The sequence below is a fragment of the Vibrio hippocampi genome, from assembly GCF_921292975.1.
Lineage (GTDB): Bacteria > Pseudomonadota > Gammaproteobacteria > Enterobacterales > Vibrionaceae > Vibrio > Vibrio hippocampi.
On record NZ_CAKLCM010000002.1, the window covers coordinates 1,625,274 to 1,648,426 of the forward strand.

Consider the following 23,153-nt stretch of genomic DNA (forward strand, 5'->3'; position numbering starts at 1 on the left):
GTTATTGCCCATATTCCACAGGAACCGCCAATATATAGCCATTGCCACGTACGGTTTTGATGTAATGCGGAAAGGTTTTGGTCGAGCCTAGGCGATTACGAATACGGCTAATTTGAACGTCAATACCTCGCTCATAAGGAAGCGCTTCTCGCCCACGAGTCGCAATTGAAATGCTATCTCGATCCAAAACCTGATTTGGATTGGATAAAAACAGCATTAACATCGCAAAGTCGTTGCCTGTCATTTCATAACTGCGTTGATTTATTTTATTGCTCAACTGTTGGCTTATGGTATCCAAACGCCAATCACCAAAGCTGATGACTCTAGGGGGAAGATCTTCCGATTTATCACCATGCACATGAACACGACGTAAAAGCGCCTTAATACGTGCCATAAGTTGTCTAGGACTGAACGGCTTTGCAATGTAATCATCAGCTCCAATTTCTAAACCAATGATTTGATCGGTCTCATCTGAGACTGCTGTTAACATTATGATAGGCACTTGCGAGTCTCGACGAACTCTCTGGCATAAGGTAAAGCCATCATCACCAGGCAACATAACATCTAATAAGATAAGATCTGGATAGCCGTTCGCTTTGATAAACAGCTCCATCTCTACCCCATCTTCAGCCGTAGAGACGATAAATCCTGCTTTAGTTAAATACTCATCCAACAATAGACGGATTTCTTCATCATCATCGACAACTAAGATTCGGGTACTGAACTGCATTTTGTTTCCTTAGGTTTTACTGCTAAGCCGATATTCTAAGGCTTAGTGGACATTTTTATCACCAATTTGCGTTTGATTTTGTAGCATTATATTGGCGAATAGTCACATTTTTGTCGGTAAAATGAAGGGTATATTCATACAACTGCATTTTAATCTGTGACAGGGTGACGAAAGTTTAACCGGATTATCTAGGATGGTTTTGCTGTGATTGTGCGTGCGATAGCTAATGATGCTAAAAAGAAGTAAAAAACGAAATCAGAGGAAAGGTGGCAAGGTAGCGGTTGAAAGATGAGGGTTTGTCTAGAGGAACGCCCATGGGCAATATTTTGCTTTAATGGGCTGTCCCCTAAAAACGCTTATTTTAGATCAGAGCAAGAACTGCAATGATTGAGCCTAGCGAGAACAGGCAAGTACGGCTTATTACACCGAATGTTGAGTGTTGAATCATTTCTTGATGCATAGGTAATATCTCCTCTTTTGTTACACTACAATGACAATTTAGGCTTTTATCGGACTTTTTGCAACCTTCATCACAGTTTTATTTGATTCACTTATCACTTTTTTGCATATTTTTTTCCCAAAAATCACTCTTAGCAAGGAAAATTAGCGCAAAAAAAGAGCCAAAAGGCTCTTTTTCACTGGTTATCGTAAAATTGTCACTCAATCGACTGTTTCTAGCACTTTTTCAAGTCTTACCGCTGATACTTTGAACTCAGGGATCTTCGCGTGCGGATCGGTCGCGGTATTCGTGAGTTTGTTGGCCGCCGCTTCTGCAAAGTGGAACGGAACAAAAACCACACCTGCCTGCATACGCTTAGTCACAAACGCTGGAGCGCTGATCTCTCCACGGCGTGTTACCAATTTAATCAATTCGCCGTTGGCAATATTGAATTGGTCAGCCTCTTCAACGCTAATCATAATCCGAGGGCCTGCCAAGTTATCCAGTCCTTTGGTTTTCCGAGTCATCGTTCCGGTATGGAACTGCTCCAACAATCGACCTGTGGTCAAAATCAACGGATAGTCGCTATCAGGAAGTTCAGCCGCATACTCAAACGGAATAGCCGCCATCGCCCCTTTGCCTCGCACAAACTGATCTTTATGCATGATTCGAGTACCGAATGGCTTCGTTTCGTTACACGGCCATTGTAATCCATTGCTGCCCACACTCTGCCAACGTATACCATGATACTGTGGCGTCACCGCTGCAATCTCTTCCGTGATATCTTCAATTGATTGATAGCACCAATCTCCCCCCATCGCATTGGCAATATCTTGAATGATCTGCCAGTCCTCTCGGGCTTGACCCGGTGGTTTCACTGCGGGTTGCAACCTCTGTACACGTCTTTCTGTGTTGGTGAAATGACCCGACTTCTCGGCGAAAGAATACGCCGGTAGCACCACATCCGCTAGCTCAGCAGTTTCAGTAAGGAAAATGTCTTGCACCACTAAGAAGTCTAACGAGTTTAGACCGTGCAATACGTGAGCTTGGTCTGGATCACTCAGCACTGGGTTTTCACCCATCACATAAAGTCCATGTATCTCACCGTCACAAGCCGCGTCAATAATCTCTGTCAGCGTCTTACCGTTTTCTGTTGGCAAGTGCTCGCTATTCCACGCTTTAGCAAATTTGGCTTGTACCTCAGGGTCGGTGACTTTTTGGTAGCCTGGATAATCCGTCGGTAGCGCCCCCATATCACAAGAGCCTTGTACGTTTGACTGTCCACGCAATGGGTTAATTCCACCTCCTTCTACCCCAACGTTGCCACACAGCATCTGTAAGTTGGCAATAGAGCGAACATTGTCATGCCCCGTTGTATGTTGGGTAATACCCATAGAATAGAACACAGAGGTAACATTCGCGGTGCCGATCATCTTCGCCATCTGTTCAATGTCGTAGGCAGCAACCCCGGTCACTAACTCCGCGTTACTAGACGAATACGCTTCCTGACTCACTTCTTCGATAAAGCGGTCAAAACCTTCGGTACGTTGCTCTATGTATTCCATATCATGCCAATTGTTCTTCACAATTTGATGCATCACGGCATTCAACAACATCACATCGGTACCTGGAATATGACGTACATACAGGTTGGCATGATCCGCCATATCGATACGTTTAGGATCAGCAACAATCAATCTTGCCCCTGACTGGATAGCTTGTTTGATATGCGAACCGATGATCGGATGCGCCGAACTGGTGTCTGACCCTATGATAAAAATCACATCGGAATGCTTGATACTCGGAATATCATTCGTCATTGCCCCACTACCGAATGAAGCCTCTAAACCCGTTACGGTAGAGGAATGGCAAAGACGAGCACAATGGTCAATGTTATTGGTGCCGATTTCACGACGGAACAACTTCTGGAATAGATAATTATCTTCGTTGGTCGTTTTCGCGGAGGAGAAGCCCGCCAAACTATCACTGCCGTGTTCAGCCTTTATCTGACTCAGCTTCTTGGCGATATATTGAATCGCTTCTGGCCACGAAGCTGGCACCAATTCATCAGACACTCGAATAAGAGGCGTCGTCAGACGTTGTTCACTTTGAATAAAGTCAAAACCAAAACGCCCTTTGACACAAAGCATTCCTTGGTTAACAGGTGAAGTTTTATCCCCTTGCACATACTTGATACGGTTATTTGCGGTATCGACAAACATCTCTACCCGGCAGCCAACACCACAATAGGTACAAACCGTTTTCACCGGAGTCAACATTTCTACACGCCCATGAGACTTATCGCGTTTATCGGACAATGCTCCGGTTGGACAGACCTGAACACAAGAGCCGCACTGAACGCAATTGCTATCCCCCATAAATGTCCCATCAGCAAATTGGGGACGGTGTGAAGATTGGGAGAAATTCAATATACCGTGAACCGATTCAGTCTGGCACGCATGAACACAAGAGCCACAACTGATACAGCGGTTGGCATCGAAAACAATAAATTCGCTGGATTTATCGACGGGGAACAAGCTACGAGAGCTGGTATCAATTGCCTTATAATCGACGGCATACTCCGTGGCGTAGTCGCGAAGATCGCATTGCGTGCTGGATTGACAACCACACTCAAGGCAACGCGCAGCCTCTGAAATCGCATCATCGTTCGACATTGCCAATTCCACTTCATCATAAGAAGTCTGACAACGTTCGACCGCAAGCTGCTCTGGTTGGGATCGGGGTTTATCTTTTATCTGATGATATTCCGCTTTGGCTACCTCACTCAATCGAGATGCCTTACGACTATTAAATGGCAATGATTCTGCTTTAAAGTGCCCTTCCAAGATATAGCGTTCAATCGCTTGAGCAGCAATCTTACCGTCAGCAATCGCTTCGATAGCGGTGGCTGGACCACGCCTAAAATCACCAATACTGTAGACATTATAGCCATGGTGCATCGAATGATGATCCGCCGCTGCAGTCCCCCAATCGGTCAATGGCAACGAAAATTTAGCGGTATTTAAAAACTCGGTATCAGGCTTTTGCGATAATGCAGAGATTACCGTATCAAATTCATGAATTTCGGTATTGCCGGTAGAGACGGGACGGCGACGCCCTGAAGAATCCGGTTCACCCAACTCCATGATCGCTAATTCAATCTGATTCACCCGCCCGTTTTCATCGGCGATATTTCTGACCGGATTGGTCAAAAACTTAAACTTAACTCCTTCAAGTTCTGCCGCTTCAATTTCATGCAATTCTGCTGGCATCTCATGACGAGTTCGGCGATATATAATGGTGGTCTCTGCGCCCTCACGAATCGCAGTACGTGCGCAGTCAATCGCGGTATTACCGCCACCGATAACGGCCACCTTTTTACCCATACTAAACGTACGCTCGGTAATATGATCTTTTAGGAAATCAACACCAAGTGCGCAACCCTCAAGATCGGAGCCATCGTACGGCATATTCACCGCTTTGGTTGCTCCCACGGCTAAGCATACCGCTTGGTAATTGCTCGTCAGTTCGTCTAAAGACACATCTTGCCCTAGTTGAGTATTGGTGTGGATTCGCATCCCACCACGACACATAAGCTCAATCTCTTTGTCTAAGATCGCTTTCGGCAATCGATATTCAGGGATGCCGTAGCGTAGCCATCCCCCCGCCTGAGGCATAGATTCAAACACATCAACGGCGAAGCCTTGGTAACTGAGATAGTAACCACAAGCAAGCCCGCCAGGTCCGGCACCCACAATCGCAACGCGCTGCCCGTTATAAGGTTTCTTCTCTGGTTCGAATTGTTCTGTTAGTTCCAAATCAATATCGGCAGCATGGCGTTTGAGTTGTCGAATCGCAATAGGCTCATCGACTAAGCTTCGTCGACACTCATGCTCACAAAAAGCAGGACAAACGCGACCAATAGAGATCGGCATCGGTAACGTATCCTTGATGACCTTAATCGCTTCACTATGGTCATCTTGGGCAATATGATAAAGGTAACTTTGAATATCAACATGGGCGGGACAGGCAACTTTACAGGGGGCTTCACAGTCGGCATTGTGATCAGCAAAAATACGCCCTAGCGCTTCTCGTCTCAAAGACTGAATCTGTTTGGATTGAGTAACAATCGACATGCCATCTTCAACTTGCGTCTCACACGCCTTAACGACGCCTTGACCCGCAACTTCAACCACACAAAGGTCACAAGACTGTTTCTGCTCATGCCCACTGATAGAACAAAGCGATGGGACGTCAATTTTGGTATCATGCGCAACTTGAAGAATGCTTTTTCCTTCTTGCGACAGATAGGTTTGACCGTTGATTGTTACCTTCATACCGAACTATTCCTTTTACCTTTGCAACTTCGACGTCTTGATAAGATGCGCAAACCCGTCAATTTGTGAATGGGCAACATTCCTATCGTCCGCTCATCACACTCCGTCAATTAATCATACAAATCAATTTAAGTCTATGGCACTCGTGGGACATCCGATCAGCTAAAGCGACGTCGAGATTCAGATGTAACAGCCAACAATAATCTGCGTATGACCAATTTTTAAATTCACATTAAAGCTTGTAAAACCCGTTACCCAAGCAGTATAGCCATACTTTATTTAAGGTTTAAAGCGTCTGTTTCACAGTTCGAGACAATATTGGAATAACCCATCCAATTAATTGTAAATAAACTTCATCGGATTGGTGGTTTGGGAGATAAAACTAGAATCATTTAATAATACAAAACGATATGAATAACAGAAAAGTAGCAGAGTAAAACGACAGAAACGAAAAAGCCCCGTCATTTGACGAGGCTTCGAAAGGTGGTCGGTGAAGAGGGATTCGAACCCCCGACCCTCTGGTCCCAAACCAGATGCGCTACCAAGCTGCGCTATTCACCGAAAATCTGTTTTTTGCTAGGAGTTGAGCGTAAGAGGGTCGCCTCTGGTCCCGCTATTCCTAACATCGGGATGCGCTACCAAGCTGCGCTATTCACCGAAATTGTTACTGCTTGCACGCTGTATTTGATACATATGCTCAAGCAGTGGAGGCGTATAATACTGATAATTTAGACGGGTGCAAGCACTTTATTGCCCGTTTACTGTTTTCGCCTCTCACTTGCTTATTTATCACACAGATCAGTATGAAATGTGACCCATTACTCACTACCAGCAACAGAAAGTTAACACCACAAGCACAATTGATCCAGATCAGCATTTATTACGGCTTTGCCCGTTAACGTGAGCAGGTCGTCATCACTTTAGGAGAAAGTAGTATGGATCTTTGGCTTGATCTCCTCTTCGGTAACGCAATTGGTCTCTCCTCCATGCTTGTTATATTTGGAGCGTTTGGTCTTATGGTGTTTTTCGGAGGCTTTTTTCTATACAAGGTGATGAATGACAAATCTCCTCACTAGAATCGCTTGCACTTAGTGTCTATTCGTCACAACGTTCATTGCTTTGAATCAAATAATAAACTCAGAGCAATAAACAAGGCGCAATAGCATAAGTTAACATGCACCGAAGTGGATAGTTTATTCACTTCGGTTTTTTTATCTGCTGCATCTCACGCTTACTTGAGTATATACTGCCATTAAGTTAGTTTTTTTGAGGTAGTTCCATGTCCTCTCAAGATGATTTCAATCTGTTTCAACAGATGATGGGCGATGTAAAACCCCTGAGCAACGACACCGTTGAACTTAAAAAGTCACATCAAGTGACCGAATCACAAATAGCAAAACGTGAAGCCGCCTTATGGTTATCAGAGCAAGATCCTGAATACCTTTCTATTGATTACGCGCCTTCTGTGAAACCCGAAGACATTATCGAGTTTAAACGTGATGGAGTACAAGAGGGAGTCTATCGTAAACTCCGCTTAGGTAAGTATCCTCTGCAAGCACGCTTGGATCTGCATCGCAAGACCTTAAAGCAGGCGCGAGACGAAGTGATCAACTTTCTCAAACAGTGTATGCGGATGGATATACGCACTGTACTGATCATTCACGGACGCGGTGAGCGTTCCAACCCGCCCGCGATGATGAAAAGCTATCTCGCTACTTGGTTGAAGCAAATTAAAGATGTGCAATGTGTTCACAGTGCGCAAACTCATCACGGTGGAGCGGGCGCGGTCTATGTGTTATTGCGTAAAAGCCAAGAAAAAAAGCTCGAAAATAGAGAACGACACCAAAAACGCATGAGTTAGCAGCAATATTCGGGTATCATACGCCCCCTATTTTTCTGACCATTACAGAGTGAATACTGCGACATGGCAAATTCAACTGACGGTAAACGTCTAAACAAATTTATCAGTGAAACTGGCTTCTGCTCTCGACGTGAAGCGGATAAATTGATTGAACAACAGCGTGTCACCATTAACGGCAACGTGCCTGAAATGGGGACCAAAGTCATGTCCGGCGATCATGTCGAAATTGATGGGAAACCCGTTAGCTCAAAAGAAAAACCCGTTTATATCGCGTTAAACAAGCCGACGGGTATCACCTGTACCACCGAACGTGACGTACCGGGTAACATCGTTGACTTTATTGGTCATGAAAAGCGTATTTTCCCTATTGGGCGTCTCGATAAACCGTCTGATGGTCTGATTTTTCTTACCAACGATGGCGATATCGTTAATAAGATCTTACGTGCCGGTAATAACCATGAAAAAGAGTACGTGGTTCGAGTCAACATGCCTATCACCAAAGACTTTATCAAACAGATGTCATCCGGTGTGGCGATTCTTGATACCGTCACCTTACCTTGTAAAGTGACCCAAGAGACCAAGTTCTCGTTTCGAATCGTGTTAACACAAGGCTTAAACCGACAAATTCGTCGTATGTGTGAGGCATTAGGCTTTGAGGTACTCAAACTGCGTCGCGTACGTATTATGAACATCTCCATAGATGGCATTGCCAATGGTCGCTGGCGCTATTTAACCGATGCTGAAATCGCTGAAATCCATCGTCTATGTGAAACCTCTAGCAGCACAGAAGAAGCGTCTAAGCAGGATGGTAAAGGTCGTAAAATCATCAAAGCCACCGATGCGAAACTTCACGACGCACGTCGCCAAGCTAAAAGTGACCAACAAAAAACGTTTGCTGGCCACGATGCCGACAAGTATCGCCATGCACCGAAAAAACGTTCGAACCAAAACTCTCAGCCTAAAGGTAAGCGCCCGGCAAAAGCGAAAAGCCATCACTCAGGCGGCAATAAGCCAAGAGTGAGTGGAACCTTGGGGTTAAATAAACTTGGGGTTAAATAAATAAGTTAGTCATCACAGATATCACTAAACTCTCCTCGAGTTAAAGCCGCGAGGTCTTTTGGGGAGAGTTCAATTTCCAACCCACGCTTACCTGCACTGACACAAATCATCGCTTGTTCCAACGCTGATTGATGAATAAACGTCGGTAAAAGCCGTTTCTGTCCCAAGGGGCTGATGCCACCCAGAACATATCCCGTCACCTTTTGCGCAATATCTGGATTGGCCATTTCTGCTTTTTTCCCGCCTGCCGCCTTGGCAGCTCGCTTTAAGTTCAGCTTACCCTTCACAGGGATCACCGCCACCGCGAGGTTTTTCGCTTCATCATTAAGACAAAACAGCAACGTCTTAAATATCTGTTCTGCTGGTTTGCCTAAAGCCGTGACTGCCTCTAAGCCATAGCTTTCATGCCTTGGATCATGCTTATATTGATGAACAAGGTGCGTTATTTTTTTCTTTTTCGCTAAGTTAATTGCGGGAGTCATCTCACCACCCTTGAAAAAAAGGCGGCACCTATAAAAGATGCCGCATGCTCTAACGATTCAATCGCTCAATAAAAAATTAGCGATTTTTATACTCTATTTGGCCACTTGGTTGATAGAGATTCACATCCAGTGGGCTGTGGCTTTCTAAGTACTCTTTCAATACCTCTGCGTCAACAAAGCCTGTATTCACATAACCGGCATGGTCAGTCACTTTCGGATAACCATCTCCACCAGCAGCATTAAAGCTTGGCACGGTAAAGCGGTAGGTTTTACTTGGGTCTAAAGGTTTACCGCCAATAATAACATTGCTGACGCCATTCACATCCACCTGCATTTCGATACCCGCAAATTGCGCATACGCACCCGAGTCTATCGGCTTAGTGGCAACCACATTCAGATAGTCAATCACTTCTGAACCGCTCATATCGGTGTAGGTCACCGTGTTACCAAAAGGTTGTACAGTCAGGACATCTTTATAAGTCACATCACCGGCTTCGATGGAGTCGCGTACGCCCCCTGAATTCATAACACCAAAGTCTGCTTTAGCGCGAGCTTTGTGAGCCGTGGCAATAAGACGACCAAGGTTCGTCTGACCAAAGCGGACAACATTTCGATCGCCAATCAGTTTGCCATTGGTTTCGGCAATCTTAACATTGAGCTTTTCTTGACCTTGCTCTTGGTAAGGCTTTAGGAATGCGAGCAGCTCTGGATCGGCTGGGATCTCTGCTTGAATCAATTGGCGCTGAGACTTACCGTCGACTTTCACTTTCTTCTTCAAGTTAACAGGGATAAGCTCGTAGCTGACTAAATCCAACTCACCATTAGCAAACTCATAGTCTGCACGCCCTACATACTTGCCCCATTCAAATGCTTGAACAATCCAAGTGCCATTCTGCTGATCAGGCTTACATTCATCACCCGGTTTAAAGTTCTTCTTGATGACATTTGGTGCTTCCATACAAACTGGTTCTTGAGAGTGACCACCGACAATCATGTCCAAGTCTCCCTCCTCAAGGTAACGAGCAAGAGCCACGTCTCCCGGAGCATTCACACCATTTTGCGCGTTTTCATAGTGACCCATGTGCGTCACAGCAAAAATAAGGTCCGGCTTTTCGTTAGCTTTTAGATCCGCAATCACTTGCTTAGCTTCTGCTTTTGGATCTCGGAACTCTAGACCACTGATATACTCTGGATTACCAATTTTAGCCGTATCTTCCGTGGTTAAGCCGATGACCGCAATGCGAAGACCTTGTTTTTCAAAAATATGGTAGGCATCAAACAGACGCTTGCCTGTTTTTACATCGTAGATGTTAGCGGACAGCATGGGAAAATTAGCCCATTCTTGTTGCTTGAATAGCACCTCAAGTGGATTATCAAATTCATGATTACCCAGAGCCATTGCGTCATAGCCAATCATGCTCATGCCTTTAAAATCTGGTTCTGCATCTTGCAAATCTGATTCTGGCACACCAGTGTTAATATCACCGCCGGACAACAGCAATACACTGCCGCCCTCGGACTCTACCTCAGCTCTGATTTGATTGATCAACGTTTTGCGAGCTGCCATACCATACTCACCATATTTGTTGTTCCAAAAACGACCATGGTGATCATTGGTATGTAAGACGGTGATCTGTTTTACTTCTTCAGTCACAGGCTCTTGCTGAGCGAGTGCACTGAATGAGCTTATTATTGCTAAACCGATTAAACTTTTACGAACGCTCTGTGAAATCATGTTACTTATTCCTTTTAATAAAATGAATGGCGCCTTTGTCCTCTCCCACCTGAGTCGGCTGATTATTATTAATTTTCAGAGTATTAACTCAGCAGACCACTATACCAGCTCGACGACTTTCCTCAACATACAAAAAAGCCAGTCAAACTTGACTGGCTTGGAAAACACGATTTACAGAATTACTTGATGTCGATATGAGCGAAGCTTTTAATCAAATCATCGAGTTGTTTCATCTGCTTCAGGAATGGCTCAAGCATATCCAAAGGTAGCGCTGATGGACCATCGCATCTTGCTGCATCAGGGTTAGGGTGTGCTTCGATAAACAGACCAGCAATACCCGTCGCTAAACCAGCTTTAGCCAACTCAACTGTTTGTTCACGACGACCGCCTGATGCCGCACCAGAAGGATCACGCATCTGTAGTGAGTGAGTCACATCGAAAATAATTGGGCTGCCTTTAGAAGCTTTCTTCATAACACCAAATCCCAACATATCGACCACTAGGTTGTCATAGCCATGGCATGCACCACGTTCGCATAGGATAATGTTCTCATTCCCACATTCTGCAAACTTGTCGACGATATTGCCAACTTGACCTGGGCTCATAAACTGAGGTTTCTTCACGTTGATAACCGCACCTGTCTTCGCCATCGCTTCAACAAGATCGGTCTGACGCGCGAGAAATGCTGGTAGCTGAATCACATCAACCACATCAGCAACCGGTTGGCACTGAGCTTCAGTATGAACATCGGTGATAATTTTAACGCCGAAGGTATCCTTTAGCTCTTGGAAGATTTTTAGACCTTCTTCCATACCTGGACCACGATAAGAGTGGACAGAGCTACGGTTTGCTTTATCGAATGACGCTTTAAAAACGTATGGAATACCCAGTTTTTCTGTCACCTTTACGTAGTGCTCACAGATTTCCATCGCAAGGTCTCTCGACTCAAGCACATTCATACCTGCAAATAAGGTAAAGGGTAGATTGTTAGCAACAGGGATGTCACCTACGTGTACAGTTTTAAATTCCATCTATTCTATCTCTTCTTTTAATGAAGTGTGATCGGTGCGCGGCTGATTACCGACACCTGACTTTTTAATAATTCAATCGCAGGGTCATCAGGACATTGATCGATAAAATATTGAAAATCTGTCGCCGCGATTTGATGACAATCGAGTTGTTGGTAAATATAGCCTCTATCTCTGATTTCGTATGGATCATCGGGCACAAATGTCAGCGCAAGATCGGTACAGCGTAAAGCCAAAGTATATTTTTCTTCACGAAGTAACGCGCCTTTAAGCAACGCTAACCAGCGACCAATCACGGTTGGATTGTCTACGCTCAGCAGATGCTTAGCTTCCATTTTCGCCAAAGGTCCTTCATGCCCGATTAACCAAGCCTGAAGTCTCTGCTTAGCCACATATTCGCCATCATAAGGATTGATATAGATAGCCGCTTCGTTCGGCCACGTCAGCTTCACAAGAAACTGGGTTGGAAAAGTGACGGACTCTAACGGGAAACCCAACTTACGACCAAAATAGAGCAATAAAGCGCCAAGGCTTACTGGAATGCCTTTACGTCGTTGCAGAACTTTATCGATAAACACATTCTCGGAAGAGAAATAAGCGTCGATATCGCCAGTGAAGCCCCAATCGCCATAGAATAAGCGCAGTAAGGCATCAAAGCGTTGTTTTGGGTTGATTTCATGAGCAATCGCCAATTCTGCTTCCGCCAACATACTGTCCAGTTGAGCACGAGCCCAATGCTGTTCAGTTTGCGGATCCACTGCCTTGTTTAAGATCAGCGCTCCTTCCGCCAACTCTATCGCGTCAAAATCTTCGTCAAACAGTTCAATCATTCGAAATCCAATATAAAAATCAGTGTTACATCAAAAACGGCGTTTTCGTCATTGCCAGTTTAGCCGCCATGAACAGCCAACCTAAACTGCCAAGATAGGCGCAGATTCTTAACAAATTATTTTTTGCCAGCTTGAGAGTAAAGAAAGCCAAAGCAAAATAAGCCAAAATACAGCTCACCTTTTCGGTCATCCAAGGTGCAGTGTCCGTAAAGGGCATCAAACCTGTCATAGAAATCAATCCAATACCAGAGAGCAGCAATAACGTGTCATTGATATGAGGAAAAACCTTTAAAAACTTCAATTGACCTTTGTTTGAACCGGCCAATAGCAAACCAAATCGTATTGTCAGCAAACTTACGCTCAACGCGATCGTCAGCATGTGAAAATGCTTCAAGCCTTCATACATAGTGGGCACTCCATTCTATATTGCATTGTTGTTCCATTGGCTAATGGTTGTTTCATTGACTAACGTTGTTCCATTGACCAAGCGTGACACGATCGTTACCCGCATAATCTTGTTCTGTCATCACATTATCAAAGCCTTGTGTGAGCAGAATATCACGTACCGACTCACCCTGTTCGAAGCCATGTTCAAACAATAGCCAACCACCCTGAGATAAATAATCGACACTTTGTTTGCTGATCAATTCTATATCGGCCAGACCCTTATTTTCTGCAACTAAAGCCGTACTAGGCTCAAAACGCACATCACCTTGCGCAAGGTGTGGGTCTTTCTTATCAATATAAGGCGGATTAGAAACAATCACCGCGAATTGTTGACCACTATCAATGGGCTCAAACCAACTTCCTTGCACAAAGCGAGCATTGCTAATCTTTAGCTTTGCCGCGTTATTCGTTGCTAACTCCACCGCTGAATGCTGAAAGTCCACCCCGAACAACTGGCGTTGCGGTAGCTCTGAAGCTAATGCCAACGCAATCGCGCCGGTTCCCGTGCCTAAATCTAAGATATCGCCATCCAGTGTCGTGGCTTTATCGAGCGCTAACTCCACTAAACGTTCAGTGTCCGGTCGAGGGATCAATGTGCTCGGCGCGACGGATAGATTGAGCGACCAAAACTCACGTTCACCAGTAATGTACGCGACTGGCTCTCCCGAGACTCGACGCGCAAGCAGTTGGGAAAATGATTGCCACTCAGAGTCACTGAGTGCGCGCTCGGGCCAAGTAAGAAGGTAACTTCTCGGCTTATCAAGCACATGACACAGCAATACCGCTGCGTCGAGTGTACCAGACTGGCTACCAGACGCCGCAATATCAAGCGATGCCTGTTTTAGCACCGCTTCGATGGTATTTTCGCAATTCATCAGTAAGTTTTGCTCTGGTAATTAGTTTTGCTCAGATAGAGCCGCGAGCTGGTCTGCTTGGTGTTCCTGCATAACAGGATCAACCAGAGACTGGAGATCACCTTCCATTACCTCAGATAAACGATATAGGGTCAGGTTGATTCGGTGATCAGAAACACGACCTTGCGGGTAGTTATAGGTGCGAATACGGTCACTACGGTCACCGGAACCTAAAAGGTTACGACGGGTGTCCGATACTTCAGCAGCACGCTTGGCTTCTTCCGCTTTTACGATACGTGCAGCAAGTACCGCCATCGCCTTCGCTTTGTTTTTGTGCTGTGAACGCTCATCCTGACACTCGACCACGGTACCGGTTGGCAAGTGGGTAATACGGATTGCAGAATCCGTGGTGTTAACGTGCTGACCACCCGCGCCAGAGGCACGGAAAGTATCAATTTTTAGATCTGCTGCCTTGATCTCTGGGATCTCGGCTTCTGGGATCTCAGGCATAACCGCTAAAGTACAAGCTGAAGTATGCACACGACCTTGAGATTCTGTTGCAGGGACACGTTGTACACGGTGACCACCTGATTCAAATTTCAATACACCGTAGGCACCATCGCCCGTTACCTTGGCGATCATCTCTTTATAACCGCCTTGCTCTGACTCATTCGAGCTCATGACTTCGATGCGCCAACCACGTTTCTCGGCATATTTGCTGTACATACGGAAAAGGTCACCAGCAAAAATACCCGCTTCATCGCCACCAGCACCTGCACGAATCTCTAGGAAGCAGTTACGATCGTCATTCGGGTCTTTTGGCAACAACAAGATTTGAAGTTCATCGGCAAGGCGCTCAATCAACGCCTTTGCTTCTTTGATCTCTTCTTGCGCCATTTCGCGCATCTCTTCGTCATCCTCATTTGCCATCTCTTGCGCAGCTTCAAGATCTTCTTGTGCTTGCTGATAGGCTTGGAAACATTTAGTCACTTCTTCAAGTTGCGAGTACTCTTTTGACAAAGCACGGAACTTATCTTGATCACCAATCACACCTGGGTCACCTAGAAGATGTTGAACTTCTTCATAGCGCTCAACCAGGGTTTCCAACTTCATTAAAATAGAGGATTTCATCATTGCCTTTTCTCAATATGCGCTTATTTAGCTTGGTCTAAACCTAAGCTTTCTTGGATGACCGCTAACTTGGTCGGCTCACCTTGCTGGGCTGCATCTTGCAAAGCCTTTGTTGGTGAGTGAATAAGCTTGTTTGTTAATTTGTTACTAAGCTCTAGCAAAACTTTCTCAGGGTCACTCCCCGATGCTAACGCTTGTAAACTCTTAGAGAGTAAATCTTGTCTTATATTGTCAGCTTGATGACGATATTGGCGGATACTCTCAACCGCTAATAAAGAACGACGCCACTCCATAAATTTGGCACATTCTTCGCTGACAATTGCCTCAGCCTGAATCGCTTCCACTTTACGCTGTTCAATGTTGCCATCGACGATAGATTGCAGATCATCCACCGTGTAAAGATAAGCATCGGCCAATTCACTCACCTGTGGCTCGATGTCGCGCGGAACTGCGATATCAACCAACAGCATCGGTTGGTGGCGGCGAGACTTGATGGCGGTTTCGACCATCCCTTTACCAATAATTGGCAATGGACTCGCTGTTGAACTGATCACGATGTCCGCTTGAGCGAGTACATTGGGGATCTCGTTGAGCGTAATGACTTGCGCATCATACTGAGTCGCAAGTAACTCCGCTCTTTGCTTGGTGCGGTTCGCCACAATCATCCCACGACAACCATGGGCATCGAGATGTTTCGCGACCAACTCAATCGTTTCACCGGCACCAACGAGTAACACTTGGCTATCAGCAATCGATTCAAATATCTGCCTTGCTAAAGTACAAGCAGCGTAAGCCACTGATACCGCGCTACCCCCAATTTCGGTTTCCGTTCTCACGCGCTTTGCCACTGAGAACGTTTTCTGGAACAGCTTTTCGATACCGCTATCAATTGCTTGAGACTTCTTCGCATCATTGTAAGCCTGTTTAACCTGACCTAAAATCTGCGGCTCACCCAATACCAATGAATCCAAGCCACAAGCAACGCGCATTAAATGCTTGGCTGCATCTTGGTCTTCGTAGATATAAATCGAGGGTTTAAGCTCATGCGGCGCAATTCCGTGAAACTCAAGCAGCCAATTGACGATCGACTCTTTATCACTGACGCCAGTATCACAATAGATCTCGGTACGGTTACACGTCGAAACAATGACGCTGCCATTAAGTTGGGTATTCTCCCTTAATTCGCTCAGTGCTTGATCGAGAACATCCGGACCAAAGGCCACTTTTTCTCGCAAATCCACCGACGCTGTATTGTGGTTAATACCGATAACAAGCAATGACATGTAACAACTGCTCTCTGATACAGATTAGATAAATAGGGCAGAATTTTACTTGATGGTGGTGCGTAATGAAAGACTATTGCCAATTTGTTTTCTAGAGTTTGCTGTTTTGATGCTATAGTCTTGGCATATTGCGTTGAATTTTCATAACAAAGTCACCTGTGAAACCTAAATTACCTGTGAAACCTAAGTGGCCTGCAAAACCTAAGTGAACTATGAAAATAAAGTTGCCTGTGAACATGTTCAATAGACTGAAACCCTATCGCCTTTGTGCCCTTATCTGCGCAACCCTTTATCTTATTGGGTGCAGCACCATGCCTGAGCAAGCGACCAGCGTTGAATGGCAAAGTCATCAAGCACGCCTTCAAGCACTGTCTCAATACACCGTCACAGGAAAACTGGCCTACATTTCACCCCAAGAGCGCCAATCACTCAATTTCTTTTGGTCACACAAGCCACAGCAAACCCAGATTCGATTAACGACATTCTTAGGTAAAACTGTTTTAAGTTTAAATTCTGATAAAAATGGTAGCGTGATCGAAACCTACGATGGACAAACACTGAAAGGCAAAGACGTTAATCAGTTAATTACTCAGCTCACCGGTCTCAACATTCCTATTGCCGAGCTACAGCAATGGTTAATCGGTTTACCTGGAGCCAGCGAGCAGTATCAATTGAATGAGTTGAATACCCTAGAGAGCTTAATGCAACCAATTAATGGACAGCCTTGGCAACTCAACTATGGACGATATGGCAATTTCAGCCGCATGAATGATGTTGACCCCATCGCGATGCCGACTCAGATCAAAATGCAGCAACGTGATACCAAAATTAACCTTGTAGTGTCCAAATGGACCTTAGAGCCTCAATAAATCACTATGATTCCCAACACGACGACTTGGCCGAGCCCAGCAAAACTGAATCTATTTCTTTACATCACCGGACGTAATGACAACGGCTACCACCAACTGCAAACCCTGTTTCAATTTGTTGATCATGGTGATGAGTTAACCATCACCGCCAATAAAACTGGAAAAATCACCTTATCGCCTGAGTTCGAGGGTGTTCCGACACAAGACAACTTAATCTGGAAAGCAGCAACAGCCCTAGCGCAAGCAACAGATTGTTCATACGGTGCCGATATTCATATTGATAAGATATTACCGATGGGTGGCGGAATCGGCGGTGGCTCTTCCAACGCCGCTACGGTGTTAGTCGCCCTCAATCATTTGTGGCAAACCAAACTATCAACCGACCAATTAGCCGATATCGGTCTGAAGCTGGGCGCTGATGTGCCTGTTTTTGTACGTGGATTTGCCGCGTTCGCGGAAGGCATCGGAGAGATCTTGTCTCCAGCTGAACCCAAACAACAATGGTATTTAGTGGTCAGGCCGCCAGTCAGCATTGCGACTGTGGATATTTTCACTCATCCTGATTTAACACGAAACACACCTAAGCGTGATTTATCAACGCTTCTGCAACAGAAACACGAAAACGATTGCGAAAAAATTGTCCGTTTGCTGTATCCAGAGGTTGATAAGCAACTTTCATGGCTGCTACAATACGCGCCGTCAAGACTGACCGGCACCGGATCTTGCGTATTTTCCGAGTTTGATGACCGAAAAAGCGCCGAACAAGTGCTGGAAACACTTCCTGACAATGTCTCGGCTTTTATTGCCAAAGGATGCAACCGCTCCCCTTTATTAGAGACGCTGGCTAAATATGAATTAGCCCATTTACAATTTGTTTAATCTGGACCCAACCCCGAGGTTTCCACCGTGCCTGATATGAAGCTATTTGCTGGTAACGCAACACCTGAACTAGCCCAACGTATTGCTGATCGTCTATACATCTCTCTTGGAGACGCTACTGTTTCTCGTTTTTCTGACGGCGAAGTCGCTGTACAAATCAATGAAAACGTTCGTGGTAGCGATGTATTCATCATTCAGTCAACTTGTAAGCCAACTAACGATAACCTAATGGAGTTAGTGGTAATGATTGATGCAATGCGCCGCGCTTCAGCAGGCCGTATTACTGCTGTCATTCCTTACTTTGGTTATGCTCGTCAAGACCGTCGCGTACGTTCTGCTCGTGTGCCAATCACAGCAAAAGTTGTTGCTGATTTCCTATCTAACGTGGGTGTTGACCGCGTTTTAACTATCGACCTACACGCTGAGCAAATCCAAGGTTTCTTCGATGTTCCTGTTGATAACATCTTCGGTACTCCGGTACTACTTGAAGATATGGCAGAACGCGGTCTTGAAGATCCAGTGGTTGTTTCTCCAGATCTAGGCGGTGTTGTTCGTGCTCGTGCAACAGCGAAAGCGCTTGGCGACATCGATATCGCTATCGTTGATAAGCGTCGTCCACGCGCTAACGTATCTGAAGTAATGAACCTGATCGGTGATGTTGAAGGTCGCGACTGTGTGATCGTAGACGACATGATCGACACCGGTGGCACATTGTGTAAAGCAGCTGAAGCACTAAAAGAGCGCGGTGCTAAGCGTGTATTCGCATACGCAACTCACGCAGTATTCTCAGGCAACGCAGCACAAAACATCAAAAACTCAGTACTTGACCAAGTGATCATCACTGACTCAATCACACTGTCTAAAGAGATGGCTGCAACAGGTAAAGTAACGCAACTTACTCTATCTAGCATGCTCGCTGAAGCGATTCGCCGTATCAGCAATGAAGAGTCTATCTCTGCAATGTTTACTTCTAAGTAATCATTAGTTTTACTAAAAAACCACTTCACTTGAAGTGGTTTTTTTATGTCTAACTTACTGGTTTTTATCGCTTAATTGCAGATTATAATTTGCTCAAGCATTGACATTTTGCCTTGCCTGATAATGTGCTATCATGTCGCGCTTTTCAATTCTAGAGAGATTACAACCTTGACTCAGCAGATAAAATTGCTTGTAGGTCTGGCTAATCCAGGCCCTGAATACCAAAGAACAAGGCACAATGCCGGCGCATGGGTGGTCGAGGAACTGGCACGCATTCACAATATCACTCTAAAAAACGAAGCTAAATTTTTCGGTCTAACCGGTAGAATTATGGCAAACGGTAGCGATTTAAGATTACTAGTCCCGACGACCTTTATGAACCTATCGGGCAAATCCATTGCTGCACTGGCCAACTTCTACAATATTAAGCCTGAAGAAATCATGGTGGCACACGACGAACTCGACTTACCACCAGGTGTTGCTAAATTTAAGAAAGGTGGCGGTCACGGTGGTCATAATGGTCTTAAAGACACCATCAGTAAACTTGGCAACAACAAAGAATTTTTCCGTCTCAGAATTGGCATCGGTCATCCTGGGCATAAAGACAAAGTAGCAGGTTATGTATTAGGCAAGGCACCGACCAAAGAGCAAGAATGTCTCGATGCGGTTGTCGATGAATCCGTTCGCAGCCTAGACATCTTATTAAAAGATGGCCTGACCAAAGCGCAAAATCGCTTACACACCTTCAAAGCAGAATAAGGTTACAATCATGGGTTTTAAATGTGGCATCGTAGGTTTGCCAAACGTAGGTAAATCGACTCTATTTAATGCACTGACTAAAGCAGGTATCGAAGCGGCTAACTTTCCGTTCTGTACTATCGAGCCAAACACTGGCGTAGTACCAGTGCCAGATCTTCGTCTAGATGCATTGGCTAAAATTGTTAATCCGCAGAAAGTACTGCCAACGACCATGGAATTTGTTGACATCGCAGGTCTTGTTGCTGGCGCATCAAAAGGTGAAGGTCTAGGTAACAAATTCCTAGCGAACATCCGTGAAACTGACGCGATCGGTCATGTTGTACGCTGCTTTGAGAACGAAAACATTGTCCACGTAGCCGGTAAAGTATCGCCAATCGAAGACATCGAGGTGATCAACCTTGAACTTGCACTGGCAGACTTAGACGCTTGTGAGCGTGCGATCCAAAGAAATGCCAAAAAAGCCAAAGGCGGCGACAAAGACGCTAAATTTGAGTTAAGCGTACTTGAAAAGCTACTTCCAGTGCTCACTGAAGGCGGCATGGCTCGTACTGTTGATCTTGCAAAAGAAGAGTTGGCGGCTATTGGCTATCTTAACTTCCTGACGCTAAAACCAACGATGTACATTGCCAACGTGAACGAAGATGGCTTCGAAGACAACCCATATCTTGATGCGGTTCGTGATTTCGCGGAAAAAGAAAACAACGTGGTAGTGGCAGTATGTGCAGCGATTGAATCTGAGCTATCTGAGCTAGATGATGAAGATCGTGAAGAGTTCCTGACCGATCTTGGCATCGAAGAACCTGGTCTTAATCGTGTGATTCGTTCTGGTTACGAGCTACTTACACTGCAAACCTACTTTACAGCTGGTGTTAAAGAAGTTCGAGCTTGGACGATTCCTGTCGGTGCCACTGCACCACAAGCTGCGGGTAAGATCCACACCGACTTTGAAAAAGGTTTCATCCGAGCTGAAGTGGTTGGTTATGACGACTTTATTCAGTACAACGGTGAATCTGGCGCAAAAGAGGCCGGTAAATGGCGTCTTGAAGGTAAAGAATACATCGTAAAAGACGGTGATGTGGTTCACTTCCGCTTTAACGTATAGCAATCTACTGATTTATTTGACTAAAAAGCCAGCAATCGCTGGCTTTTTCTATTTTGTTCACGGCTAAGCTTGCTGCCTCAACAAAAACAACGCTTCTCAGAACACATTTTCTCAATCACTTAGAGTGCTTTTATCGTCAGTTTTAGATCATAAATGGCGCGGTTTGTTTAAAAAAAAGTCGAACAGCATTTTTTTGCTAATTTCTTCATAAAAAAAGTTGACGACCTAGGCTTAACTCCGCATAATGCGCTCCGTTCTCAGCGATAAGGCGAAAGACTTAACGCGAAGTTCAAACAAAATGGCTACGTAGCTCAGTTGGTTAGAGCACATCACTCATAATGATGGGGTCACAGGTTCGAATCCCGTCGTAGCCACCATTTCCTAAGTGCTTTTTTGAAAGTCTTTAGGAAATAATGCGGAAGTGGCGGAATTGGTAGACGCACCAGATTTAGGTTCTGGCGCCGCAAGGTGTGAGAGTTCAAGTCTCTCCTTCCGCACCATTATTGAGATATAGCAGTTATTGAGATATAGCAGTTATTGAGATATAGCAGTAAGCTGTTATCTGCAGGGCTATCGCCAAGCGGTAAGGCAGCGGCTTTTGATGCCGCCATCCCCTGGTTCGAATCCAGGTAGCCCTGCCACTATTTTAAGTGCAAATATTTTAAAAAAAACTATTGGCACTAGAGACGAGTTTGTATTATATTCTCTCGCTCTCAAGAGTGGCTACGTAGCTCAGTTGGTTAGAGCACATCACTCATAATGATGGGGTCACAGGTTCGAATCCCGTCGTAGCCACCATTTATTTTACTTATGAGTTAATTATTAAACTAATGACTTATAGGGACAACGTTAAAGTTGAGTTATACCAATTACTCCTTTAACTATAGATTAAGTTGCGGAAGTGGCGGAATTGGTAGACGCACCAGATTTAGGTTCTGGCGCCGCAAGGTGTGAGAGTTCAAGTCTCTCCTTCCGCACCATTATTTAGATATAGCATAAGCTTTTATCTGCAGGGCTATCGCCAAGCGGTAAGGCAGCGGCTTTTGATGCCGCCATCCCCTGGTTCGAATCCAGGTAGCCCTGCCATTATTTAAAATAATTCTGATTAAGTCAGGGTTTACAACGTTAAAGTCGAGTTTTACCAGTGACTCCTTTAACTACAGATTAAGATGCGGAAGTGGCGGAATTGGTAGACGCACCAGATTTAGGTTCTGGCGCCGCAAGGTGTGAGAGTTCAAGTCTCTCCTTCCGCACCATTATTCGATGTGATTGACATTTTAAACAATCCAGTTGGGCTATCGCCAAGCGGTAAGGCAGCGGCTTTTGATGCCGCCATTCCCTGGTTCGAATCCAGGTAGCCCAGCCACTACAACGTTATATTGAATCACCAATCTTCGATATGACTACAAAATTGATGCGGAAGTGGCGGAATTGGTAGACGCACCAGATTTAGGTTCTGGCGCCGCAAGGTGTGAGAGTTCAAGTCTCTCCTTCCGCACCATTATTTAATGTGATTGACATTTTAAACAATCCAGTTGGGCTATCGCCAAGCGGTAAGGCAGCGGCTTTTGATGCCGCCATTCCCTGGTTCGAATCCAGGTAGCCCAGCCACTACAACGTTATATTGAATCACCAATCTTCGATATGACTACAAAATTGATGCGGAAGTGGCGGAATTGGTAGACGCACCAGATTTAGGTTCTGGCGCCGCAAGGTGTGAGAGTTCAAGTCTCTCCTTCCGCACCATTATTTAATGTGATTGACATTTTAAACAATCCAGTTGGGCTATCGCCAAGCGGTAAGGCAGCGGCTTTTGATGCCGCCATTCCCTGGTTCGAATCCAGGTAGCCCAGCCACTACAACGTTATATTGAATCACCAATCTTCGATATGACTACAAAATTGATGCGGAAGTGGCGGAATTGGTAGACGCACCAGATTTAGGTTCTGGCGCCGCAAGGTGTGAGAGTTCAAGTCTCTCCTTCCGCACCATTATTTGTTCATTATGAACAAGCGTTGGCTACGTAGCTCAGTTGGTTAGAGCACATCACTCATAATGATGGGGTCACAGGTTCGAATCCCGTCGTAGCCACCATTTATTTTTGTCTATAAGTGCTACACTTATAGAGTACAACGTTAAAGTTGAGTTATACCAATCACTCCTTTAACTACAGATTAAGATGCGGAAGTGGCGGAATTGGTAGACGCACCAGATTTAGGTTCTGGCGCCGCAAGGTGTGAGAGTTCAAGTCTCTCCTTCCGCACCATCATTAGAAAGCCCGTTAATTCGTTAACGGGCTTTTTCTTATCCCTGCCTTTATTTCGCTGTTTTCATCAATACAAAAAAAGAG

18 protein-coding genes and 16 tRNA genes are annotated in these 23,153 nt (G+C 45.2%); 23 read left to right on the forward strand and 11 right to left on the reverse strand.

Going from position 1 to position 23,153, the window contains the following annotated elements:
* Position 1 precedes the first annotated feature (1 nt).
* From L9Q39_RS09605 to L9Q39_RS09615, 3 genes are all read right to left on the reverse strand, one after another.
* Positions 2 to 730, reverse strand: coding sequence for a response regulator (locus L9Q39_RS09605; RefSeq protein WP_237484865.1), 729 nt, complete (start codon positions 728 to 730; stop codon positions 2 to 4).
* 660 nt (positions 731 to 1,390) lie between these two features.
* Positions 1,391 to 5,506 carry a formate dehydrogenase subunit alpha gene (gene fdhF / locus L9Q39_RS09610; protein ID WP_237484866.1) on the reverse strand — a complete coding sequence of 1,372 codons (4,116 nt, stop codon included), beginning with the start codon at positions 5,504 to 5,506 and terminating at the stop codon, positions 1,391 to 1,393.
* 484 nt (positions 5,507 to 5,990) lie between these two features.
* Positions 5,991 to 6,067, reverse strand: a tRNA-Pro gene (locus tag L9Q39_RS09615).
* Between the two features lie 374 nt (positions 6,068 to 6,441).
* Between L9Q39_RS09615 and L9Q39_RS09620 the strand changes: the two genes are divergently transcribed.
* The 3 genes from L9Q39_RS09620 (at position 6,442) to rluF (ending at position 8,426) form a co-directional block, all read left to right on the forward strand.
* On the forward strand, positions 6,442 to 6,582 hold the full coding sequence (locus tag L9Q39_RS09620; protein WP_237484867.1) for a DUF3149 domain-containing protein: 141 nt from the start codon (positions 6,442 to 6,444) through the stop codon (positions 6,580 to 6,582).
* A 203-nt stretch (positions 6,583 to 6,785) separates the two neighbouring features.
* On the forward strand, positions 6,786 to 7,367 hold the full coding sequence (gene smrA / locus L9Q39_RS09625) for a DNA endonuclease SmrA (protein ID WP_237484868.1): 582 nt from the start codon (positions 6,786 to 6,788) through the stop codon (positions 7,365 to 7,367).
* 63 nt (positions 7,368 to 7,430) lie between these two features.
* Entirely contained in the window at positions 7,431 to 8,426 is a 996-nt protein-coding gene (rluF, locus tag L9Q39_RS09630) for a 23S rRNA pseudouridine(2604) synthase RluF (RefSeq protein ID WP_237484869.1), read from the forward strand.
* Between the two features lie 5 nt (positions 8,427 to 8,431).
* On the opposite strand, the gene ybaK is transcribed toward rluF, so the two are convergent.
* The 8 genes from ybaK to hemA form a co-directional block, all read right to left on the reverse strand.
* The gene (gene ybaK, locus L9Q39_RS09635; protein WP_237484870.1) at positions 8,432 to 8,908 is read right to left on the reverse strand and encodes a Cys-tRNA(Pro) deacylase; all 477 of its coding nucleotides are present in this window, start codon (positions 8,906 to 8,908) and stop codon (positions 8,432 to 8,434) included.
* A gap of 76 nt (positions 8,909 to 8,984) precedes the next feature.
* Positions 8,985 to 10,643 (reverse strand): bifunctional UDP-sugar hydrolase/5'-nucleotidase UshA, encoded by a 1,659-nt coding sequence (gene ushA / locus L9Q39_RS09640; protein ID WP_237484871.1) that lies wholly within the window; start codon positions 10,641 to 10,643, stop codon positions 8,985 to 8,987.
* Positions 10,644 to 10,822: 179 nt separating this feature from the next.
* Complete coding sequence (gene kdsA / locus L9Q39_RS09645) at positions 10,823 to 11,674, reverse strand: 3-deoxy-8-phosphooctulonate synthase (protein WP_237484872.1); 852 nt, start codon at positions 11,672 to 11,674, stop codon at positions 10,823 to 10,825.
* 17 nt (positions 11,675 to 11,691) lie between these two features.
* Positions 11,692 to 12,501, reverse strand: coding sequence for a SirB1 family protein (locus L9Q39_RS09650; protein ID WP_237484873.1), 810 nt, complete (start codon positions 12,499 to 12,501; stop codon positions 11,692 to 11,694).
* Between the two features lie 25 nt (positions 12,502 to 12,526).
* On the reverse strand, positions 12,527 to 12,907 hold the full coding sequence (locus L9Q39_RS09655) for a SirB2 family protein (protein ID WP_237484874.1): 381 nt from the start codon (positions 12,905 to 12,907) through the stop codon (positions 12,527 to 12,529).
* 52 nt (positions 12,908 to 12,959) lie between these two features.
* Positions 12,960 to 13,823 (reverse strand): peptide chain release factor N(5)-glutamine methyltransferase, encoded by an 864-nt coding sequence (gene prmC, locus L9Q39_RS09660; protein ID WP_237484875.1) that lies wholly within the window; start codon positions 13,821 to 13,823, stop codon positions 12,960 to 12,962.
* 21 nt (positions 13,824 to 13,844) lie between these two features.
* The gene (prfA, locus tag L9Q39_RS09665; RefSeq protein ID WP_237485549.1) at positions 13,845 to 14,933 is read right to left on the reverse strand and encodes a peptide chain release factor 1; all 1,089 of its coding nucleotides are present in this window, start codon (positions 14,931 to 14,933) and stop codon (positions 13,845 to 13,847) included.
* A 23-nt stretch (positions 14,934 to 14,956) separates the two neighbouring features.
* The gene (hemA, locus tag L9Q39_RS09670) at positions 14,957 to 16,216 is read right to left on the reverse strand and encodes a glutamyl-tRNA reductase (RefSeq protein ID WP_237484876.1); all 1,260 of its coding nucleotides are present in this window, start codon (positions 16,214 to 16,216) and stop codon (positions 14,957 to 14,959) included.
* 212 nt (positions 16,217 to 16,428) lie between these two features.
* On the opposite strand from hemA, the gene lolB reads away from it, so the two are divergent.
* The 20 genes from lolB (at position 16,429) to L9Q39_RS09770 (ending at position 23,069) form a co-directional block, all read left to right on the forward strand.
* Positions 16,429 to 17,085, forward strand: a complete 657-nt coding sequence (gene lolB, locus L9Q39_RS09675) for a lipoprotein insertase outer membrane protein LolB (protein WP_237484877.1) — start codon at positions 16,429 to 16,431, stop codon at positions 17,083 to 17,085.
* Positions 17,086 to 17,091: 6 nt separating this feature from the next.
* Entirely contained in the window at positions 17,092 to 17,964 is an 873-nt protein-coding gene (gene ispE, locus L9Q39_RS09680) for a 4-(cytidine 5'-diphospho)-2-C-methyl-D-erythritol kinase (protein WP_237484878.1), read from the forward strand.
* Positions 17,965 to 17,991: 27 nt separating this feature from the next.
* Positions 17,992 to 18,942 carry a ribose-phosphate pyrophosphokinase gene (locus L9Q39_RS09685; protein ID WP_237484879.1) on the forward strand — a complete coding sequence of 317 codons (951 nt, stop codon included), beginning with the start codon at positions 17,992 to 17,994 and terminating at the stop codon, positions 18,940 to 18,942.
* 168 nt (positions 18,943 to 19,110) lie between these two features.
* Positions 19,111 to 19,701 (forward strand): aminoacyl-tRNA hydrolase, encoded by a 591-nt coding sequence (gene pth / locus L9Q39_RS09690; protein WP_237484880.1) that lies wholly within the window; start codon positions 19,111 to 19,113, stop codon positions 19,699 to 19,701.
* 10 nt (positions 19,702 to 19,711) lie between these two features.
* Entirely contained in the window at positions 19,712 to 20,803 is a 1,092-nt protein-coding gene (ychF, locus tag L9Q39_RS09695) for a redox-regulated ATPase YchF (protein ID WP_237484881.1), read from the forward strand.
* A gap of 300 nt (positions 20,804 to 21,103) precedes the next feature.
* Positions 21,104 to 21,180: transfer RNA gene (locus tag L9Q39_RS09700), tRNA-Met, on the forward strand.
* A gap of 38 nt (positions 21,181 to 21,218) precedes the next feature.
* Positions 21,219 to 21,303: transfer RNA gene (locus L9Q39_RS09705), tRNA-Leu, on the forward strand.
* Positions 21,304 to 21,369: 66 nt separating this feature from the next.
* Positions 21,370 to 21,444: transfer RNA gene (locus L9Q39_RS09710), tRNA-Gln, on the forward strand.
* Between the two features lie 80 nt (positions 21,445 to 21,524).
* Positions 21,525 to 21,601: transfer RNA gene (locus L9Q39_RS09715), tRNA-Met, on the forward strand.
* A 97-nt stretch (positions 21,602 to 21,698) separates the two neighbouring features.
* A tRNA-Leu gene (locus tag L9Q39_RS09720) sits at positions 21,699 to 21,783 on the forward strand.
* Between the two features lie 31 nt (positions 21,784 to 21,814).
* Positions 21,815 to 21,889, forward strand: a tRNA-Gln gene (locus L9Q39_RS09725).
* A gap of 85 nt (positions 21,890 to 21,974) precedes the next feature.
* Positions 21,975 to 22,059, forward strand: a tRNA-Leu gene (locus L9Q39_RS09730).
* Between the two features lie 35 nt (positions 22,060 to 22,094).
* A tRNA-Gln gene (locus L9Q39_RS09735) sits at positions 22,095 to 22,169 on the forward strand.
* A gap of 50 nt (positions 22,170 to 22,219) precedes the next feature.
* A tRNA-Leu gene (locus L9Q39_RS09740) sits at positions 22,220 to 22,304 on the forward strand.
* A 35-nt stretch (positions 22,305 to 22,339) separates the two neighbouring features.
* Positions 22,340 to 22,414 (forward strand) — tRNA-Gln (locus L9Q39_RS09745).
* Between the two features lie 50 nt (positions 22,415 to 22,464).
* Positions 22,465 to 22,549, forward strand: a tRNA-Leu gene (locus L9Q39_RS09750).
* 35 nt (positions 22,550 to 22,584) lie between these two features.
* Positions 22,585 to 22,659 (forward strand) — tRNA-Gln (locus L9Q39_RS09755).
* A gap of 50 nt (positions 22,660 to 22,709) precedes the next feature.
* Positions 22,710 to 22,794 (forward strand) — tRNA-Leu (locus L9Q39_RS09760).
* A 26-nt stretch (positions 22,795 to 22,820) separates the two neighbouring features.
* Positions 22,821 to 22,897 (forward strand) — tRNA-Met (locus L9Q39_RS09765).
* Between the two features lie 87 nt (positions 22,898 to 22,984).
* Positions 22,985 to 23,069, forward strand: a tRNA-Leu gene (locus L9Q39_RS09770).
* Positions 23,070 to 23,153 lie beyond the last annotated feature (84 nt).

Bases quoted from the DNA above. Each gene is read 5' to 3' on its own strand.
- L9Q39_RS09605 (WP_237484865.1), bottom strand. From the start codon at position 730: ATGCAGTTCAGTACCCGAATCTTAGTTGTCGATGATGATGAAGAAATC.
- fdhF (WP_237484866.1), bottom strand. From the start codon at position 5,506: ATGAAGGTAACAATCAACGGTCAAACCTATCTGTCGCAAGAAGGAAAA.
- L9Q39_RS09620 (WP_237484867.1), top strand. From the start codon at position 6,442: ATGGATCTTTGGCTTGATCTCCTCTTCGGTAACGCAATTGGTCTCTCC.
- smrA (WP_237484868.1), top strand. From the start codon at position 6,786: ATGTCCTCTCAAGATGATTTCAATCTGTTTCAACAGATGATGGGCGAT.
- rluF (WP_237484869.1), top strand. From the start codon at position 7,431: ATGGCAAATTCAACTGACGGTAAACGTCTAAACAAATTTATCAGTGAA.
- ybaK (WP_237484870.1), bottom strand. From the start codon at position 8,908: ATGACTCCCGCAATTAACTTAGCGAAAAAGAAAAAAATAACGCACCTT.
- ushA (WP_237484871.1), bottom strand. From the start codon at position 10,643: ATGATTTCACAGAGCGTTCGTAAAAGTTTAATCGGTTTAGCAATAATA.
- kdsA (WP_237484872.1), bottom strand. From the start codon at position 11,674: ATGGAATTTAAAACTGTACACGTAGGTGACATCCCTGTTGCTAACAAT.
- L9Q39_RS09650 (WP_237484873.1), bottom strand. From the start codon at position 12,501: ATGATTGAACTGTTTGACGAAGATTTTGACGCGATAGAGTTGGCGGAA.
- L9Q39_RS09655 (WP_237484874.1), bottom strand. From the start codon at position 12,907: ATGTATGAAGGCTTGAAGCATTTTCACATGCTGACGATCGCGTTGAGC.
- prmC (WP_237484875.1), bottom strand. From the start codon at position 13,823: ATGAATTGCGAAAATACCATCGAAGCGGTGCTAAAACAGGCATCGCTT.
- prfA (WP_237485549.1), bottom strand. From the start codon at position 14,933: ATGAAATCCTCTATTTTAATGAAGTTGGAAACCCTGGTTGAGCGCTAT.
- hemA (WP_237484876.1), bottom strand. From the start codon at position 16,216: ATGTCATTGCTTGTTATCGGTATTAACCACAATACAGCGTCGGTGGAT.
- lolB (WP_237484877.1), top strand. From the start codon at position 16,429: ATGAAAATAAAGTTGCCTGTGAACATGTTCAATAGACTGAAACCCTAT.
- ispE (WP_237484878.1), top strand. From the start codon at position 17,092: ATGATTCCCAACACGACGACTTGGCCGAGCCCAGCAAAACTGAATCTA.
- ychF (WP_237484881.1), top strand. From the start codon at position 19,712: ATGGGTTTTAAATGTGGCATCGTAGGTTTGCCAAACGTAGGTAAATCG.